Source organism: Mesorhizobium sp. BHbdii, assembly GCF_053848045.1.
Window position 1 is genome coordinate 683,322 of sequence record NZ_JBSPKX010000001.1, and the last position, 18,628, is coordinate 701,949.

Genomic DNA, 18,628 nt, shown 5'->3' on the forward strand with positions numbered 1-18,628 from the left:
CGGGAAAACATATCACTTTTTGGCGAGGCGCTTCACTGCTTTCTTCTCGTCCATGGAGGAACCGGTGACGAACTCGGCCCAAGCGACCGCGCTTGCCTGTCTGGATGACATCCAGCCGTCGTTGTCGGCGTGGACGCGGACGATCTTCGATTTCGGCGAGACCGCCTGGCGCGAATACCAGTCGGCCGCCTGGTATGTGGAACGTCTGAAGCACGAAGGCTTTTCTGTGGAGGAAGGCTCTGGCGGCATGCCCACCGCCTTCTGCGCCCATTGGACCAACGGCGCCGGGCCGACCATCGGCATGTATGCCGAGTATGACGCCGTACCCGGCAATTGCCAGGATGCGGCGACAGTGAGGCGTCCGCGCCCAGGCCTCGGCGAACAGGCCGGCGGCCACACCGATCCGCATTCCGGCCTCGGTATTGCCAGCCTTGGCGGGCTCTTGGCGACCAAAGCGGCGATGCAGCGGCACGGCATACCGGGCACGCTGCGCTTCACCGGCGAGCCGGCGGAGAAGGTGCGGGGATCGAAGCCGATCCATGCGGCAAAGGGCTATTATGACGGGCTTGCCGGCATAATCTCCTTTCATCCCTTCTACATGCTGCCGCTCTGCAACACGGCGCGCTGGGACACGCATTGCGGTGCCGCCTACGCGATGATCTACCGCTTTGTGTGCGACGAACCCGAAAATTGGGTTCGCGCAAGCGATGGTGCACCGATTCCGCAGGCGCATTCGGCGGTCAGGGCGCCGGGTGCCAACGACGCGCTCATGATGATGTACATGGCGTCCAAGGCGCTACGCGATTCCATGCTGCCGCATCAGGGCGGCTGGTCGATCAGCGAGGCGATCCTGACGGCGGGGCAGGCGACCGCCGACAATCTGCCGGCGGGGCTGGCCGAGATCCAGTACATAATCCGCGTGCCGACGCTTGCGATGGCCGAGCAGGTGGCCGCCGTGCTCGACCGCAATGCGGAAGCCGCCGCGAAAATGAGCGGCTGCCGCCATGAGCGGCACTGGGTGTCGAAGTCGCGTCCGGGGCTGGCCAATCACGCCATGGCTGATATCGCCTATGAGGCGCTGTCGACGGTCGGGCCACCGCGCTGGGACGAGACGGCCAAGGCGATCGCCCGCGAAATCCAGGTCAATGCCGGCGGCGCGACGACCGACGAGCCGTTCATAGCCGAGATGGAGCACCTGATTGCGCCGCAGGATGCGGAGGCGATCCTGCGCCGCGACTTGCCGCCGTCGCAGCTCAATTCGACCTCGGATGATTACACCGACATGTCATGGCACGCGCCGACGGCGCGGTTCTATGTCGCCCGTCCGGCGCTGCGTTCGCGGAACGGCCACGCCTATCCGTCCTGGGCGATGAACGCGCTGGGCGGTATTTCCGCCACGATCGATCCGATGGTCACCTGCGCGTCGAAGACGATTGCGCTGGCAGCACTTCGCCTGCTGGAAGACAAGTCCGCCCGCGATGCGGCGATGGACGAATTCGTCGCCCGCACCGGTGGCGGCATTGGCGGCAGCAATTGGCTGGCGCCACTTTGCGACTACGACCCGCCGATCCATTTCCGCTGGCCGGAATATGTCACCACCCCGCGCGGACGGGACTGGTGGATACCAAGCAACCCGCAAGCCGCGTGATCACCCAAGCGAGGAGAACTCCATGACCGTTCATGACCGCATCGTAGCAGAACCGTTTTCGTTGCAACGCCGCAATCCGGCCGGCGGCACCAAGCCGCTTACTACTTGGGGCTTCGCCAACGAGACCGATGTCTTGACCGACGTCCTGCTCGGCTCGCCCAATTTCCTGCGCCACCTCTCGACCAGCTCGCTGTCGCGCAAACATCTGCGCGAGGCGCCGTGCAACGTCCAGATCGCGCAGGCGCAGCACAAGGATCTGGTCGCCGCCTATGAGCATTTCGGCGTCAACATCCACTGGCACGAGCCGACGCCGGAACTGCCGATGCAGGTGTATTCGCGCGATTCAAGCGTCATGACACCGTACGGCGTCATCATCACCGCGATGGCCAATTGGTGGCGGCGCGGCGAGAACTATGCGGCGATCCGCACCTATGAGAAGCTCGGCATCCCGATCTACGACATGGTCACCGCGGGCACTTTCGAGGGCGGCGACTTCAACGTCATCGAGGACGGCGTGGTGCTGATCGGCTGCGGTGGCGCCCGCACGCAGGAGGAGGGCGCGCGCCAGGTCCAGGCCTGGTTCGACAAGGAGGGTTGGGAAACCCGCATCGCCTTCATCGACGAATATTATGTCCATATCGACCTAATGGTGGTGCCGATCGCCGAGAAGCTGACCGCCGTCTGCCTCGCCTGCACGGAGCCGGGCATCGTCGATTGGCTGAAGGGCAAGGGCCACGAGATCATCGACGTGCCGTTCCAGGACACGATGGCACTCGGCTGCAACTTCATGTCGCTGGGCAAGGACAGGGTGATCGCGCCGACGTCCAGCCAAACGCTAATCGGCCAGCTCAAGGCGCGCGGCTTCGAAGTGGCGGCCGTCGACATGAGCGAGATCTCGAAGACCGGCGGCGGCATCCACTGCATGGCGCAGGCGCTGAAGCGCGAGCCGGCCTGAGGGGCCGGCCTGAGGGGCCGGCCTTTAGTCCGGCCACTTCCGCGGAAGCGCCATCGTCAGCGACGTCGATCCCGCCTGGCTCGCGGCACGCGTCTACAGCACGATGAGCGTTCCCTTGCGCAGACGCCTGGCGCAACGATAGGCGAGGTCGGCGGCGACCATGTCTTCCATCGCAATGCCCATCGCCTTGTAGGTGGTGATCTGTTGATCCGAAACGCGACCCGGCGCGCGGTCGAGCAGCATGGCGCCAAGCTCGGTGCCGAAATCCGGGTCGAAGCCGGCAAGCTCGCAAGAACCGACTGGGGTCGGTTTGAATGCATCCTTGGTTTCGACAAAAAGACTGGATTTGCCGATGAGCTCGATCGGCATTTCACCGCCGGGCGGCGCCACCCCGACCGACGAGACATGCGTGCCCGGTTGGACCCAGCCTGCGTCGATCACCGGCTGGTAGGAGTGGGTCGCCAGGCACACCACGTCGGAACTGCGCACTGCCGCCTCGAGGTCGGCAACCGCCACCACCGACGGATGCAGCCGGGCAAGCGCTGCCGCATCGTCGAAGCTCTTCGATGTAACGCGGATTTCGGCAAAGTCGCGTACCAGCGGCAACAGATGCAGGTGCTGGTTGGCCTGGACGCCGGCGCCGACCACGGTCGCTATCCTGGCGTCCCGGCGCGCAAGCGCGCGCACCGACAGCACGGCGGAGCCGGAGGTTCGCACCGCGGTTATGAAGGTGCCGTCCATGATGCAGACCGGCAGGCCGGACAGCGGATCGAACAGGCTGATGGTGGCAAGGTGGCTGGGCAGGCCGATTGCCAGGTTGCCTTCGAAGACATTGACGATCTTGACGGTCAGGTTCATGCCCTCCATCCAGGCCGGCATGGCGAGGCTGTAGCCGGCCCCGGGGATGTCGAGCTGTGGTCGGGGTGGATTGACGACCTTGCCTTGTGACAGCGCCTTGAAGCCGTCTTCCAGAACATCGAGAAGCTGGCTGAGGTCGATGCACGCCATCACGTCAGCTTCGCTCAGCACCAGGATCTCGGTCGCTCCCTTGCTGATTTCCGCCGCACTCCTGCCGGCTGGGCTGAACGCTTCCTTGGTCATCCTGCACTCCTGTATTCGTTGAAAATCGGCTCACCACATTTGCTCTAAGTGGGTGAGGGAAGCGCAGGCTATTGCGAGGTTTTATGTGATGAAATACGTTGATTTTGGCATCTCTGCGTGAAATCAGCACAAAAACCTCTGAGATAGCGTGGATTGTGAAATGGAGAATCTCGACCAGATAGACCGCAGCCTGCTCCGGCTGCTGCAGGAGGACGGGCGCCGGACGACGCTTGATCTGGCCGGGCGTGTCGGGCTGTCCCCGACCGGAACCAGCCAGCGGGTGAAGCGCCTGTTCCGCGACGGGTTCATCACCGCGGTCAGGGCCGTGCTCGATCCGCGCAAGGTCGGCCGGGGAACGCTGGTGTTCATCGAGGTCCGGCTTGACCACACGGCGCCGCATGTCTTCGACCGCTTCGCCGAAGCCGTGGCGAAAGCTCCGGAGGTTCTGGAGTGCCATATGGTGGTTGGCGGTTTCGATTATCTGGTCAAGGCGCGGATCGCCGAGATGGCGGTGTTCCAGGATTTCCTGCAGCGGGTCATCCTGCCACTGCCCGGCGTGCGCGAAGCGCACACTTTCGCCTCCATAGCCGATGTCAAGCCGAACGCCCTATTGCCGGTGTGATCAGGTGGAGGAGGCTGTTCAGGGCGACCTGCATCGCATCCGGTGCAGAGACGCAGGAGACCGGCTCTAGCTTTGCGCAGTCAGCAGGTTTGCGTCGCGCGCGAGCCGCCACTCACCATCAGCCTCCTTGCGTAGGAGCGTCAGCGTGTATCCCGATTGACGCACCGGCTTCCCGTTTGGCGGCGTCGCGGTCATATCGATACGGCCGCGCATGAAGGCCCAGTCGCCGAGAAGCTGTAGTTCAACGATCTCGTTCGTGCCATCGACATGAACGCCGGTCATCTCCTGCGCAGCCGCCGCGAAGATCTCCTTGTCGAAGGGTTCCCGGCCGGGAACCATGAAGATCGCGTCGTCCGTCATCAGGCTGAGGACGGTCGCGGTATCTCCACGCTTGCTCGCATCCATCCACGTCTCGACCAGCTTTCGAATTGCTCTTTCGTCGTCCGTCATCCGTTATCTCCCTACCTTCTCGCCGTCATCGATACCGCACGGCGCTCCTCCCTCGCCGCAACATAGGGCTTAGATCGCTCCCGTCATCGATTGCGGTGTTTTATCGACGTCGCGCTGCCTGTGGCGTGAAACGGCCGGTCCGCGGCTCTATGCTTACCGCCAACCGCCCGAGGCGGTGATGCGCTCGCCGGTCAGCCAGGACGCGTCGTCGGAGGCTAGGAACACCGCGATGCGGGCGATGTCGTCGGGCTGGCCGAAGCGCCCGAGCGGGGTCATGGCGACGATCTGGCTTTCGAATTCGCTGCCGGCGATGCCGATGCGTTTCAGACCCTCAGTGTCGACGCCGCCTGGGGCAATGGCGTTGACGCGGATGTTGCGGGCGCCCAGTTCTCTCGACATGGAGAGCGTGATCGAATCCACCGCGCCCTTGGTGGCGGCGTAGACCAGCGAGTTCGGCTGCGGGTTGAGGCTGGCGACCGAGCTGATGTTGATGACGATGCCGCCTCTGGTACCGAAATGGTTCACCGCTTCCCGGATGGTTAGGATGGTGCCCAGTACATTGGTGTCGAACTCACGGTGAAATTCGGCCTCGGTCACCGCTTCCAGCGGCTCGAACGCGAAGACGCCGGCATTGTTGACCAGGATGTCCACCGCGCCGAACGACGATTTGGCCGCCTCGAACAGGCGGCGCACGTCGGCCGCTTGCGACACATCACCGTGGACGGCAACGGCTCGGCCGCCTGCATCCTTGATCGCGGTAACGGCGCGGTCCGCACCTTCCCGCGACGAAGCATAGTTGACGACCACGGCGGCACCGGCCGCCGCAAGACCCTTGGCGATGCCGGCGCCGATACCCTTGGAGGCGCCGGTGACGATGGCGACCTTGCCGTTCAGCTTGCTCATCAAAATCTCCTTTGTCGATGATGAGCGGTATTTAATCGTGATCGGATAGCGTATTAGGGTCATCTCGATCGGTTCTTTCGTGCCTGGAATTCTTGAATGACCACAATCCTCGAAAAGACCGCCGGTCTCGTCGCCTTCGTGCGCACGGTCGATGCGGGCTCGTTCCATGCCGCCAGCCGGCTGGTCGGCTCCAGCCCGTCGGCGGTGTCGAAGAGCGTGGCGCGGCTCGAGCGCCGGCTGGGCGTCAGGCTGATCCAGCGCTCGACGCGCCGGCTGGGCCTGACCAGCGAAGGCCTCGCCTATTACGAGCGGATCGCGCCTTTGCTCAGAGCGCTCGATGATGCCGAGGACATCGTCCAGATGGCCGATACAGCGCGCGGCCTGCTGCGCGTCACGGCATCCGTGGAACTCGGGCGCGGCCTGATCGCCTCCTGGGCGCAAGCGTTCCTGGCTCAGCACAGCGAGGTGAAACTGGAACTCAACGTTACCGACCGCCACGCCGACCTGATCCGCGAAGGCTATGACGTCGCGGTGCGCATGGGGACGCTGTCGGACACCGAGCTCATGGCGCGCAAGATCGCCAATCTGCCGATCGTGCTGGTGGCCTCGCCGGCCTATGTCAAACAGCGTGGCCGGCCAGCCTCGATCGAGGCGTTGCAGAGCCACGACTTCATCCGCTATCAGATGGCCGGCCGGCCCTATCCGGTCACCTTGGCCGACGGCACGGTAGTCGTGCCGAACGGGCGGCTCGATACCGATGATGGCGGCGCTATCCGGCAAGCGGCGCTTGCCGGAGCCGGCATCGCGCATCTGATGCAGTTTGCCGTGCAGGACGATCTCGATGCCGGCCGCCTGATCCGCATCTTGCCCGAGGTGGCGATGCCGACCATGCCGGTGCACATCGTCCATGCGTATGGGCGACAGCTACCGGTCCGCGCCCGGCTGTTCGTCGATTTCCTGGCGAGCCAGATGGCGGTGCTGACGCGATAGGGCGGGCAGGATGGCGCACGCAGTCGATCCGACGCTGTCGCAAGCAAGATCTTGCCCTCGTCACCCGGTCATCAGAACGTAATCTTCACCGAAGCGGTACTGCGATTGGCTGGCCCGTGAAAGACGGCCTCTATGTTGTTGCCGTCGGGGTCGAGCAGGAAGGCGGCGTAGTAACCGGGATGGTAGTGCTGCCGCTCGCCCGGTGCGCCATTGTCGGTGCCGCCGGCCTCGAGCCCGGCCTTATAGAAGGCGTCGACCATCTCGCGGTCCTTTGCCTGGACGGCAAGGTGTTGGCGCCCCGTCAGTTGCCCGCTGGCCGCCCGGCTGTCGATGCTGGAGACGAACAGCTCGTCGGCCCAGAAATAATCCTCGGCGCTGCCGCCGATGGGAACATCGAGCACCTTGAAAACCGCCTCGTAGAAGCGGCGGCTGGCCTTGAGATCCCTGACCACCAGCTGGACGTGGTCGATGAGACGGCCGCGATGAAGTTCCATGCCTGTTAGCTCCTGATCGCCAGGTTGGAAATCTAGCTCAGGACGGTGCACGGTCAATGCAATGGAGCAATCGAGTGGCGCGATTCCCGACTGGATAAAAAATGCAACCGGATTGTAGGATTCGAAATGTCGCCATCGTCCTTCGGACGCAAGCGGCGCTGCGAATCACGAAAGAAGTCGCGCCGTGTCCAAACGATCTCGGGAGAAAAATATGAGCCTTTCCTATCGTTGGGTCATCGTCGCGGCTGGCGCCCTGATGACCTGTGTCGCCCTCGGGGCGATGTTCTCGCTGGCAATCTTCCTCGAACCGATGGCACTCGACACAGATTGGTCGCGCGCCGGCATATCGAGCGCGATGACGCTGAACTTCCTGGTAATGGGCCTCGGCGGCTTCGCCTGGGGCGCCATTTACGATCGCTACGGCGCTCGCATTGTCGTGACGATAGGCGCGGTGCTGCTCGGGCTGGCGCTGGTACTGGCCAGCCGCACCGGCTCGCTGCTTGTCTTCCAGATCACCTATGGCGTGCTTGTCGGCCTCGCGGCAAGCGCCTTCTTCGCGCCGATGATCGCTCTGACCACGGCCTGGTTCGACAAGAACCGCAGCCTTGCCGTTTCCCTGGTTTCGGCCGGCATGGGCGTGGCACCAATGACCATCTCGCCCTTCGCGCGCTGGCTGATCTCGGCCTATGACTGGCGCACCGCCATGTTCGTCATCGGCGTCGCGGCGTGGGCGCTGCTGGTGCCGGCCGCATTGCTGGTGCGCCAGCCGCCCAAGCCTGCCGCTGACGACGCCACCTCCGACCTTGCCGCCAACGATACCGGCATGTCGGTTCGCCAAGCGCTGCGCTCCCCGCAATTCATCGTTCTGGCACTGACCTTCTTTGCCTGCTGCGCGGCGCATTCCGGGCCAATCTTCCACATGGTAAGCTATGCGATGCTGTGCGGCATAGCGCCAATGGCGGCGGTCAGCATCTACGGCATCGAGGGCCTGGCGGGGCTGGGCGGCAGGCTTCTATACGGCGTGCTTGCCGACAGGCTGGGGGTCAAGCCAGTGCTGATTACCGGTCTGGCGATACAGTCCGTGGTGATCGCAGCCTATCTCGCCGTCAGTGAGCTTGGTCAGTTCTACACGCTCGCCGTCATCTTCGGCGCCACCTATGGAGGCGTGATGCCGCTCTATGCGGTGCTGGCGCGCGAATATTTCGGCCAGCGCATCCTCGGCACAGTTTTTGGTGCCGTAACCATGCTGTCCAGCATCGGCATGGCCTTTGGCCCGCTCGCCGGCGGCATGGTGTTCGATGCCTATGCCAGCTATTCCTGGCTATTCATCGGCTCGGCCCTTGTCGGACTCGGCGCGGTGGCGGTGGCGATCGCCTTCCCGCGGCTGCCGCGCAGCGAGTTGCAACCGGCGTAGGTTGGTGGAGAGAGGACGCAGGGGTCGAAAGTGAACATCGCTATGTCAGCTTTTGATCCCAGTCGCGAGGCGTTCATTGGCGGTGATAGGAGCCGGGTCAAGACTGTGCAGGACCCATCTCCCTTAATTAGCAATCGATCATGCTGCGGCGCAGCGCGTTCACGTCCAAATGCCGATTGCCGGCAAGCCGACGTCGGACGAAAACCGTCAAAACGGGTGAATGAACGGTTTTTTCGCGTATTTTTGCGCCACACCTCACGCGACTATTTCAAGTGTGTTAAGATTTTGTGTTTGCTGCGCAGCATTTTTTTCCTATCCTCGCCTCAGGGCTTTGCGCATTCGATTGCGTGAAGAACTGGCGTGAGGATCCCTAAGATGCAGCAGGCAAAGCGAGTCTTGGTGACGGGGGGCGCAGGTTTTCTGGGATCGTTCTTATGCGAGAGGTTGCTTGCTGAAGGCCACGAGATTGTATGCGTCGACAATTTCTTCACAGGAAGTCGGAGAAACGTCTCGCATTTGCTCGACAACAGATCCTTTGAGATCATTCGCCACGACGTGACATTTCCGCTCTACATAGAAGTTGATGAAATATACAACCTTGCTTGCCCGGCGAGCCCGGTTCACTATCAGTTCGATCCGGTCCAGACGACAAAGACCAACGTCCATGGGGCGATCAACATGCTGGGGCTCGCCAAGCGGGTTCGCGCAAAGATCCTTCAGGCGTCCACGTCTGAAGTCTACGGCGACCCCGAGATTCACCCGCAGACCGAGGACTATTGGGGCAGGGTAAACCCGGTAGGTCCCCGTTCCTGTTACGACGAAGGCAAGCGGTGTGCCGAAACTCTGTTTTTCGACTATTGGCGGCAGCACAGGCTGCGGATCAAGGTAGCGCGCATCTTCAACACTTACGGTCCGAGGATGCGTCCGGACGACGGCCGCGTCATTTCCAACTTCATCATGCAGGCACTGCGAAACAAGCCGATAACCGTGTACGGCACCGGCCAGCAGACACGCTCATTTTGCTACGTCAATGATCTCATCGACGGTCTGGTTCGCCTGATGCACACAGCCGACGATGTTACCGGTCCAATCAATCTCGGCAACCCGGTCGAATTCACGATTCTCGAACTGGCCAATCTCGTGATCGAACTTACCGGAAGCCGATCCAAGATCAGGTTTTTACCCTTGCCCGTCGATGACCCAAGGCAGCGACAGCCTAATATCGGGTGTGCCTTGCGCGAGCTCAACTGGAAGCCAAGAATTGCGTTGCGCGATGGTCTCGCCACGACAATTGCCTATTTCGATGACTTGGTCTCATCGGGATACGCTCGGTCCGCTGCAGCCGAATGAAAACAGTCTTGGTCACTGGCGGGGCGGGCTATATCGGCTCACACTGTTGCAAGGCATTCGCCGAATCCGGTTGGTCGGTCATTGCGTATGACAACCTCTCGCGCGGCTGGCGCGACGCGGTCAAATGGGGACCGCTTGTCGAGGGCGATATTTGCGATGTCGCAGCGGTGGCAGCAGCGCTGCACCAGTATCGGCCGGATTTGGTGGCGCATTTCGCCGCTTACGCCTATGTCGGCGAGTCCGTCGAGCGCCCGGAACTCTACTACCGAAATAACACTTTTGGGACGCTGGTCTTGCTCGAGGAAATGCTGAAGATCGGCGTCGACAAGCTGATCTTGTCGAGCACCTGCGCGTCGTACGGCGTTCCGATTCGTTCTCCGATTGACGAAACGCATCCGCAGTCGCCCATCAATCCCTATGGATGGTCGAAATTCATCGTAGAACGAATGGTGGACAATCTTTCAGATGCCCATGGCCTCAACGCGGTTGTGCTCCGGTATTTCAACGCGGCCGGATGTGATCCGGACGGCGAGGTCGGTGAGCGGCATGAACCGGAAACGCATGTCATTCCGCTCGCTATCGAGGCGGCGGTTAGATCGGGCCGGATTTTTACCATTAACGGCACCGACTTCGACACAAGGGACGGAACCGCGGTGCGGGACTATGTCCACGTCACCGATCTCGCCCGTGCGCATGTTCTGGCAGGGGAGAAGCTTCTGCGCGATCCGGGCGTCCACGTCTACAATCTCGGCACCGGAACCGGAACGACGGTGAACGAGTTGGTCGATGCGGTGAGCCGGGCTTCGGGAACGCGCCTTCCTGTGACCTACGGTCCGCGCAGGGCAGGTGACCCGCCTGCGCTTGTGGCCGCGGCTGCCAAGGCGGCGCGGGAACTCGGCTGGATGCCTGAGCAATCCGGAATCGACCGGATCGTCGAAACGGCGCTGGCCTGGTATCGCCGCCGGTTGTGACGATCTTTTTTGCGGAAGAGCCCTACCGCCTGGTCAACAAACAACCGAGAGCGGCGGCCACTGCGGCAACCGAGAAATTTTCCTCTATGCGTTTTCGCGATGCTTGACCGAGGCGTTCCCGCAAGCCCGGATTGCCCTTCAGTCTTTGCAGGGCGCGCGATTTCAGCGTTGCGGTCGCGCGGTCAACGGATTGAACTACATCGAAGATTTATTCACCACGACGTCTCTCCGCGCGCCTTCAATCCACCTTAAGCAACTGGGCAGAATGCGACAGTCGCACAATCCCGTGCTCTTTCTGATACGGCCAATATGAGTCATTGACTGTTGCTGCAACAACGTCGAACGTTAGCAAGTTCTCGCTTGCGAGGTCCGGCTCATCCTCTCCCCACGCATAGAGAGCCGCTCCAGCGCTATAAGTGCCAGGCAACAATCCCAACGATCGCACGCTGAATACGACCTTCGCCTGCCCAACTATGTCAAATTGACCAACACCTTCCGCGAGGCTTTCGAGCACAGAGATCAAGTTGCCTTCCTGATCAAAAATCGGGATATTAACCACGCTGCGGTGAAACGAATTCCTCGCGCCCAGCTTCAGCACAAAATCGTAATCGCCGCCAAACTTGAGCTGGCTGCAACGCTCGCGCGTACCCGGATGCACAATAGCCACTTGCATCCAGAGGTCATCATCGCCAACGCGCTCGGATCCGTTGCTGCTCGGGGCGGTGTTCGACAGGTACGCATCGATGATCGATGATGCCTCGCCAAAATCCTTCAGAAGGCCGCGGTCCAGATAAATCGCTTTTGTGCAATGCTGCCGAACCATGGCCAGGTTGTGGCTCACGAACAGCACCGTCCGACCTTCACCCGCGACGTTCTTCATCGTGCCGAGACATTTCCTTTGAAATTCAGCATCGCCGACAGCAAGCACCTCGTCGACGACGAGAATCTCCGGCTCCAGATGAGCAGCGATCGCGAAGGCAAGCCGAACATACATGCCGGACGAATAGCGCTTGACCGGCGTTTCGAGAAAGCTGCCGATATCGGCAAATTTGATGATCCGGTCTAGCTTACGCGTGATCTCGGCCTTACTCATGCCGAGGATCGCGCCGTTGAGGTAGATGTTCTCGATCCCGTCGAGATCCGGATGGAATCCGGCCCCTACCTCCAGCAAGCTTCCGATCCGGCCTCGCATCACTGCCTCGCCCTCATCCGGAGCCGTGATCGAGGTCAAAACCTTGAGCAGCGTGGTCTTTCCCGAGCCGTTGCGTCCGATGATACCGCACACGGTGCCAGTCGGAACGGAAAAAGTGATGTTCTTGATGGCGAAAAATTCGTTGAGGGAAGCTTTGGCTTCCCGCGAGCGCAAACGCGCGACAAGGTGTTCGACCTCCTCACGCAATGAGCGCACGCCGATCGCGCCGCGCCGGTAGCGCTTGGAAAGTCCTCGGACCTCAACGGCTGGCAATTCTGTCATCGATCTCCAGCCGTAACATTTGCGGTTCGATTGGAGGGTTGATCCGCGGTCAGCCCGTCCTTCACGACGCGCGCCGTGACAACGATAGGATAGGCGGTATCCCGGACGTCGAGCTTCTGGTCAGAAACTTCTTCCTTGGCGAGTCCCTGAAGAAAACAAACTGCCGCAAAGACGTTGCCGTGGGTTTCGAGAGCCATGTTCGCCGTGCTGAAGGATTTCGCAAGCAACTTCGCCAACGCCGCCTGCGTCAATGACCAGAACCACGTGCTGCCCCACTCGCCGCGATCGACCGCGGTGATGCCAGGAACAGTTAGCAGCAGCACGCCCCCGGGCTTGAGCGCTTCGGCCAGTGCAGCGACCGCGGCCGACATGTCGAAGATCAGATGAAGTGTTTGCGTGAGGATGATGCAGTCGAAGGCGTTTGACGGCAGCACTCCGGGCTGCGACAGGTCGCCTATGATGGTCGCGTTTGGATCATCGGGATCAACATGCAGCACGTCGCTCTTGACGACATGAGCACCGCCAAAATGCATCGTGTAGCTGTTGTCGCCGATTTCCAGCACACGGCCATGTATGTCGGCCGCATTCAATTGTAGGAAATTCTCGATATAATACCGATCTATTGGCTTGCCGCGATCATATCCAAATGAGTGGCTCATCGGCATCGTGCGTGCGAAATCCCCAAACCGCACCGAACCGACGCGCGGAGCCAGCCAATCAGCGCCGGAAGCTCCGAGCAGCCGTTGCACAAGCCTGCCGACCTTGCGCTTTATCCTAAATGCCGCCGTTTGCAGCGTGATTGGCGGCGACATCTGCAAAGCCTGCCGCAGCATGCGAATCGCTTTGGCGGGTTCGGCGCGGATCGCGCGCAAGGCCTCAGTAGTCAACTCTCCGGTATAGTAGGTCTTCCAGAACCGCCTACCATCGCGGACTGCAAGACGCACATCGTCATCAACCGGACCTGCCAACTGCTTGTCAAGCACCGACAATGCTGCAGCGAGCATCATCGATCGATTGCTCGACATGTTGTCGCCGTGGATGCGATATTCGGCGACGAGATCGTCGTGCGTTACGATCGAACCGCGCCGGGCGATCCGCAAGAACAGCTCATAGTCTTCGCAGGACCGCATTGAAACGTCGAACCCGCCTATGGCCGCGAGCCTCTCCCGCCGATAAACCACGGTCGCATGCATCGCAATGAAGTTTCCCGTCCGCACTAACTGAAGATAAGGATCTTCAGTAAGCGCGACGTGATGCTTGTCTGACTCGATCGCACCGCTTCCATTGATGAAGCGATGAGCTCCGTAAGCGAGAACCGCATCTGGATGCGCAACCAGCATTCGCACGCCCGTCTCAATGGCATTCGGAAGGAGACGATCATCCGCGTCCAGAAAGGTGATGTAATCGGATCTGGAAGCCGCCAGTCCGGTGTTTCGGGCGGCCGCGAGCCCGCAATTGTCCTGCCTGATCAGGCGCACGCCTGGATGACGCTCGACAACCGATGCCGGATTGTCGGTGGATCCGTCGTCGACGACAATAATTTCATCCATCGGCCGGCTTTGACGAAGACAGCTCTGAATGGCTTCCTCGAGAAAGCGAGTGTGGTTGTAAGTTGTTATGACGACTGCGATCATGAAACAGCCAAATTCTCCTTAGCTTCGCAGGGAGGCAACGGGCTGGTGTTCGTTGCCAGAAATCGAACGCGACCGTAGGCCCCACAAACAGAATTTTGGCACAGAAATGATGGACACTCGTTAGTTTTAGCACGTCGCCCCCAGCGAGGCGATGCGACTTGTCATTCACGTAATACGGTATCGTTAATATCAGACATCTCAGGTTCGGTCGCGATCCAATCCGCGCCACCCGTCCCGCCCACTACTTCCGTGCTCTCGTCAGCAGCCTGAACACCTTCGAAAGGATGCGGCGTGGCGTCAGCCGCCGAGCGAACCGGCGTCCGGCTTCAATGGCGAGGTCAAACTTATCACGAAGTGTCAGGGGCCGACGCTGGGCCGGATAGCGCGCAAATGCGAAGCGGAGCGCCCGCTGCAACTCCGGCGTCATCAATCCCGAGGCCGACGCATGCATCTCAACCCATTCGAGGAAGCCGATGCGAGCAGCATGCGGGCGCAGTCGATCATAGATGCCGGAAGCAGTCGCCTTGGCCGATGTCGAATCGAGGTGCTGCCTGTATCGGCCGGTGGGCCTGGATGTCACGAATACCGGATAGCGCAACAGCAGCTTCACTAGAAGGGTCTGGTCTTCGTAGAGCTCGAACGCCTCATCGAAGCCGCCCACCGCTACCAAAGCTTCGCGGTGAACCATGATCGAGCAGATGCACGGCACATGAGCCCGCTGGCGCACGATGACCTGGTCGAGCAGGTCGGGCGGCATGTGCAGACGGCCCGATTGGCGTGGCATCGAGTCGGTCCAGTTCCTGTGCGGCTCATCGGGGAACCACCACAGGGTCGGTCCATAAAGGACCTTGGCGCGAGGATGCGCATCAAAGATCGCAAGTTCCGTCTCGAATTTTTCCGGCTCAAATATATCGTCGCCATCCAGGAACGTGAAGAACATGCCCGACGCGGCCGCGATTCCGGCATTGCGCGCCGCGGCGGCGCCGCGACGCTGGCCGTTCGATCGAATGAAACGGATTCGCGGATCGCCGGTTGCCGCAGCCACCGCGATTGCAACGCTCCCGTCGAATGATCCGTCGTCAATGAGAAGCATTTCCCAGTCGGTGAAGGTTTGCGCGCGCACGCTTTCGATCGCGTCCGGAAGAAACCGCTCGACATTGAGGAAAGGCGTGATGACGGAGATCAATGGCATCGGCGTCGTGCCCATTGTGCAGAATGCGCGGCGGCCGACGAAGGGCGACCTTCACTCCCTACGGGGCCGCAAGGGTTGTCATTTCTCTTCACAGCATGTCCATGGCCGTTCGTTCGACGCGTTGAAAGATCACGACGCCGATGAACAGCACGACCGAGGTCGTGACAAGCGCTGCAGCGATTTGTGGCGCACCGACCGCCGAAGTGCCGAAGAAGCACCAGCGCCATTCATCAATTATGACAGCGAGAGGATTCAGAAATCCGGTCAGCGTCCGGTACTGCTCGGGAATAGCCGAAAAAGGAAAGATGATCGGCGTCACGAACAGCCAGATCTGAATGAGGAACGGAGTCATATGAGCTGTATCGCGGTACTTCGCGGTTGACGCTCCTAGACAAAGCCCAACAGCCAACGAGAATGCCGCGATCTGGATGATCACCAGCGGAAAGAACGCGAGGCGCCACGACAACCCGTCCACTTTTCCTGTCAGCTGGTACCAGAGCAAGAAGGCCAATGCGACGCCAAGCTGGATCGCCAGGGCCACACTGTTCGACAGCAGCGAGGACACGGGAACGACGAGTCGCGGGAAGTAGATCTTGCTGAAAAGATGACCGTTAGCAATGAAGACCTGGCTCGCGGTGGAGACGACTTGGGAAAAATACGACCACAGCACCAGCGCTGTCAGATAAAAGATTGGCGCGGGATGGCCACCGGTTGAAATGCCCGCGATACCGCTGATCACGGTGGTCAAGGCTGCGGTAAGCGCCAGGGGCTGCAGGATCAGCCAAGCCGGACCAAGCAAGGTCTGCTTGTAGCGGACTTTGATGTCGCGCATCGCGAACAGGAGCAGCAGATCGCGATAGCGCCACAGGTGCCAGAAATCGAGGTCAAACCAGCCGCGTCGAGGAGTGATAAAGGTAGTCTGCTGTGCGTTCATCAGAACAGATGATCCTCGATTTTTCGCAAGAATTCGTCCCCTGACCAGTTGCCGACATACAATCGAGGTAAACGCAGCACGTCTGCCTCGGGCGCAACGCACCCGGCGCGCGTGGTGCATGCGAACTCAAATCCCGCTTCCCTGACGGCAGATACCGACAGAGCGTCATGGTCTCCGAATGGATATGCAAAAGAGAGGACGCGTTTTCCGGTCATTTGCTCACAGGCCGAACGGCCGTCGACGATCTCGCGAAGCTGGGTCGCGAAGGAATGGGCCGGAAGCGTGGGATGACTGACAGTATGACCGCCGATCGTGATCAGGTCGTCACTGATGTCACCAACCTCCGCGGGAGTCATAATACAGTGCTCTGGCCTGGCGTCGAGGCCAACGCCCGCCCATTTCGCAATGTCTTCGACGTGTGCGTTCTGACGCTCATATGGCAGCGTTCGGAGCGCCGACCACACCTCCCGGTAGACTTTGTCACGGCCGGCCTGATCCACCATCTTCGGGATAAGCCAGTGATGCCTGCCTCCCTCGATCGTGATGTCGAGTTGGTCAGGCAGTTCAGGCGTCTCAAGACAGATGCGCGTGAGCGCATCCCACCAGAATTCTCTGCCGCTTCCGATTGCTCCCGTCGCAACAAACAGCGTCATCGGGCAGTCGTGACGCTGCAGGATAGGGCGAGCGTTGCTGTAGACGTCGTGATAGCCGTCGTCAAACGTGACAACCGCAAGCGGTTTGCCTGGCTTTCCCCGTGCGATGACATCGAACAGCTCATGCAAATGCACCACCCGCCGGCTCCGCGTCAGCGCTTCGATTTGTTCGTCGAACCTCGCCGGATGGACGGCTAGGCTCCACGGATCGACGGCGATATCTGCAACGCGATGGTACATCAGTATGATGGGAGCACGGCGCAGGCGTCGACGCCGCACCAGCCGACCAAGCTGCAGGAGAACGCGCGGGATCACCGTCGTTCTCCCGCCGCAGGAAACGTAAAAACCACGGTCACGTCCGATCGCGGATGCCATCCCGATCGGCAGAAACGCGATACATGTGAGTGTTCAAGCATATAGCTGATGGCAATAAGACCATGAGGCCATGGGCACGGATGTGAGCGAAATGAGGAAGCATGAAGGCATCCACGAGTTTCGGCGGATTGAAACCAGCATATTAGCACATGTCGCCGCCGTAAGTGCGAATACCGGGCGAATTCTCAGATGTTGAAGTAGCCGGTAGGGACAGGCGGCTTGATACCATCCCGCTCGAGCATGCTAGTATTTAGGCCGGTGGCATTCATCCTTCATCAAAAGCAGGCTTTTTTCGATATGCAACCCGCAGTTTCAGTCATCATTCCTGCCTACAACGCGGAAAAGACCATCCGACACACCCTTCAGTCGGCCGCCTCGCAAACTTTCAACCAGCTAGAGATCATAGTGGTCGATGACGGGTCGACCGACCGGACCGCTGAGATCGTCGAGGCGTTTGCAACCAGTGATCCGCGTATTTCTCTTCTGAGACAGCAGAACCAAGGGGTTGCTGTCGCCAGAAACCTGGCAATTCATGCGGCGAAGGGTGAATTCATAGCGCCACTTGATGCGGATGATGTGTGGCACCCGACAAAGCTGGAAAAGCAGCACAGCCTCTTTCAGTCGCGGCCGTCTCTCGGCCTTGTCTACGCATGGTATCGGGTCATCGATGATGATGATTGGGTGGTCGAATGCTCCCCGCCAACTCTCGCTCGCGGGGACGTTCACAACTGGGTGCTGGTCGAGAATTTTATCGGCAATGCAAGTTCACCGCTAATCAGGCGATCGGTTCTTATGGCAACCGGGGGATACGACCCGTCGCTCAGAGCCGCAGGCGCCCAAGGAGCCGAAGACTTGCAGATGCAGCTCAACATTGCCGCGATCTGCGATTATGATGTCGTTCCCGAGTATCTGATTGGTTACCGGCGATCACTATCTTCTATGTCGACCAGGTATGTCGTCATGCTGACATCGCACCGGATCGTCCTTGAAACAGTCCGCACGCGACATCCCAAGCTAGCTTCTTTCTTGTTTCGTTGGTCCGATGGCGTGGCTTCAGCGTATTATGGCAGCGAAGCCGCCCGCACGTCGCCAGGCGCGGCCATCGCTCCGCTTGTCCACGCAACACGGATCGATCCGGCCGCGCTGTTTCATGTCTTCGCAAAGCCGTCCGCACAAGACCTGTGGCGGCGGCTGTGTCGCTTTTTACCAAGAATGCTTGCGGTTAAACAGCGCATAGTTCCGACCTCGCCGCATTCCATCTGTACCTCAGAGCGTTTCTTCGACGCCGATCCGACCTTCATCTGCCAGCCATTTCCTCCGGAGTGGCTTCGAAGGCGAGTCCAGATGGCCCTCAAGACGCCAACGCCGCGCCAGCTTCGCGAGTCAGGTCCGAGGAGTATTGATCCGTCCGCTCTCGTCGAAGACGGCGCTTAAGGTCTCAAACACGAGGTGCACCCAGACCCCCGTG

The 18,628-nt window shown here is 60.6% G+C and carries 17 protein-coding genes; 8 read left to right on the top strand and 9 right to left on the bottom strand.

Annotation, left to right across the window (positions count from 1 at the left end):
• Positions 1-52 precede the first annotated feature (52 nt).
• Both ACWTU8_RS03255 and ACWTU8_RS03260 read left to right on the top strand, forming a co-directional pair.
• A complete protein-coding gene (locus ACWTU8_RS03255) occupies positions 53-1,648 on the top strand; it encodes an amidohydrolase (protein WP_455848373.1) in 1,596 nt (531 codons plus the stop codon).
• Positions 1,649-1,670: 22 nt separating this feature from the next.
• Positions 1,671-2,603 carry a dimethylarginine dimethylaminohydrolase family protein gene (locus ACWTU8_RS03260; RefSeq protein ID WP_065006680.1) on the top strand — a complete coding sequence of 311 codons (933 nt, stop codon included), beginning with the start codon at positions 1,671-1,673 and terminating at the stop codon, positions 2,601-2,603.
• 93 nt (positions 2,604-2,696) lie between these two features.
• Here ACWTU8_RS03260 and ACWTU8_RS03265 read toward each other — a convergent pair whose 3' ends face one another.
• Positions 2,697-3,704, bottom strand: a complete 1,008-nt coding sequence (locus ACWTU8_RS03265) for an ornithine cyclodeaminase family protein (RefSeq protein ID WP_455847009.1) — start codon at positions 3,702-3,704, stop codon at positions 2,697-2,699.
• A 160-nt stretch (positions 3,705-3,864) separates the two neighbouring features.
• On the opposite strand from ACWTU8_RS03265, the gene ACWTU8_RS03270 reads away from it, so the two are divergent.
• On the top strand, positions 3,865-4,326 hold the full coding sequence (locus ACWTU8_RS03270) for an Lrp/AsnC family transcriptional regulator (RefSeq protein ID WP_455847010.1): 462 nt from the start codon (positions 3,865-3,867) through the stop codon (positions 4,324-4,326).
• 66 nt (positions 4,327-4,392) lie between these two features.
• Here ACWTU8_RS03270 and ACWTU8_RS03275 read toward each other — a convergent pair whose 3' ends face one another.
• On the bottom strand, positions 4,393-4,776 hold the full coding sequence (locus tag ACWTU8_RS03275; RefSeq protein WP_455847011.1) for a YybH family protein: 384 nt from the start codon (positions 4,774-4,776) through the stop codon (positions 4,393-4,395).
• 153 nt (positions 4,777-4,929) lie between these two features.
• A complete protein-coding gene (locus tag ACWTU8_RS03280; RefSeq protein ID WP_455847012.1) occupies positions 4,930-5,679 on the bottom strand; it encodes an SDR family NAD(P)-dependent oxidoreductase in 750 nt (249 codons plus the stop codon).
• 96 nt (positions 5,680-5,775) lie between these two features.
• Between ACWTU8_RS03280 and ACWTU8_RS03285 the strand changes: the two genes are divergently transcribed.
• Positions 5,776-6,669 (top strand): LysR family transcriptional regulator, encoded by an 894-nt coding sequence (locus ACWTU8_RS03285; protein ID WP_455847013.1) that lies wholly within the window; start codon positions 5,776-5,778, stop codon positions 6,667-6,669.
• A 71-nt stretch (positions 6,670-6,740) separates the two neighbouring features.
• Here the strand turns inward: ACWTU8_RS03285 and ACWTU8_RS03290 are convergent, their stop codons facing one another.
• Positions 6,741-7,163, bottom strand: a complete 423-nt coding sequence (locus tag ACWTU8_RS03290) for a VOC family protein (protein ID WP_455847014.1) — start codon at positions 7,161-7,163, stop codon at positions 6,741-6,743.
• A gap of 211 nt (positions 7,164-7,374) precedes the next feature.
• Here ACWTU8_RS03290 and ACWTU8_RS03295 point away from each other — a divergent pair, with 211 nt between their 5' ends.
• From ACWTU8_RS03295 to galE, 3 genes are all read left to right on the top strand, one after another.
• The gene (locus ACWTU8_RS03295) at positions 7,375-8,577 is read left to right on the top strand and encodes an MFS transporter (RefSeq protein WP_455847015.1); all 1,203 of its coding nucleotides are present in this window, start codon (positions 7,375-7,377) and stop codon (positions 8,575-8,577) included.
• 375 nt (positions 8,578-8,952) lie between these two features.
• Positions 8,953-9,927 carry a UDP-glucuronic acid decarboxylase family protein gene (locus tag ACWTU8_RS03300; RefSeq protein ID WP_455847016.1) on the top strand — a complete coding sequence of 325 codons (975 nt, stop codon included), beginning with the start codon at positions 8,953-8,955 and terminating at the stop codon, positions 9,925-9,927.
• Positions 9,924-10,898, top strand: coding sequence for a UDP-glucose 4-epimerase GalE (galE, locus tag ACWTU8_RS03305; protein ID WP_455847017.1), 975 nt, complete (start codon positions 9,924-9,926; stop codon positions 10,896-10,898). The genes ACWTU8_RS03300 and galE overlap by 4 nt, the downstream gene beginning before the upstream one ends.
• 238 nt (positions 10,899-11,136) lie before the next feature.
• Here the strand turns inward: galE and ACWTU8_RS03310 are convergent, their stop codons facing one another.
• From ACWTU8_RS03310 to ACWTU8_RS03330, 5 genes are all read right to left on the bottom strand, one after another.
• Positions 11,137-12,372, bottom strand: coding sequence for an ABC transporter ATP-binding protein (locus tag ACWTU8_RS03310; RefSeq protein ID WP_455847018.1), 1,236 nt, complete (start codon positions 12,370-12,372; stop codon positions 11,137-11,139).
• Entirely contained in the window at positions 12,369-14,006 is a 1,638-nt protein-coding gene (locus tag ACWTU8_RS03315) for a glycosyltransferase family 2 protein (RefSeq protein WP_455847019.1), read from the bottom strand. The genes ACWTU8_RS03310 and ACWTU8_RS03315 overlap by 4 nt, the downstream gene beginning before the upstream one ends.
• Before the next feature lie 241 nt (positions 14,007-14,247).
• A complete protein-coding gene (locus ACWTU8_RS03320) occupies positions 14,248-15,198 on the bottom strand; it encodes a glycosyltransferase (RefSeq protein WP_455847020.1) in 951 nt (316 codons plus the stop codon).
• An 88-nt stretch (positions 15,199-15,286) separates the two neighbouring features.
• Positions 15,287-16,132: an ABC transporter permease gene (locus ACWTU8_RS03325; protein ID WP_455847021.1), complete on the bottom strand. Its 846-nt coding sequence runs from the start codon at positions 16,130-16,132 to the stop codon at positions 15,287-15,289.
• Positions 16,132-17,100, bottom strand: a complete 969-nt coding sequence (locus ACWTU8_RS03330) for a polysaccharide deacetylase family protein (protein WP_167391625.1) — start codon at positions 17,098-17,100, stop codon at positions 16,132-16,134. Before ACWTU8_RS03330 ends, ACWTU8_RS03325 begins: the two co-directional genes overlap by 1 nt.
• 318 nt (positions 17,101-17,418) lie before the next feature.
• Here ACWTU8_RS03330 and ACWTU8_RS03335 point away from each other — a divergent pair, with 318 nt between their 5' ends.
• Complete coding sequence (locus ACWTU8_RS03335) at positions 17,419-18,594, top strand: glycosyltransferase family 2 protein (RefSeq protein ID WP_455847022.1); 1,176 nt, start codon at positions 17,419-17,421, stop codon at positions 18,592-18,594.
• Positions 18,595-18,628: the final 34 nt, after the last annotated feature.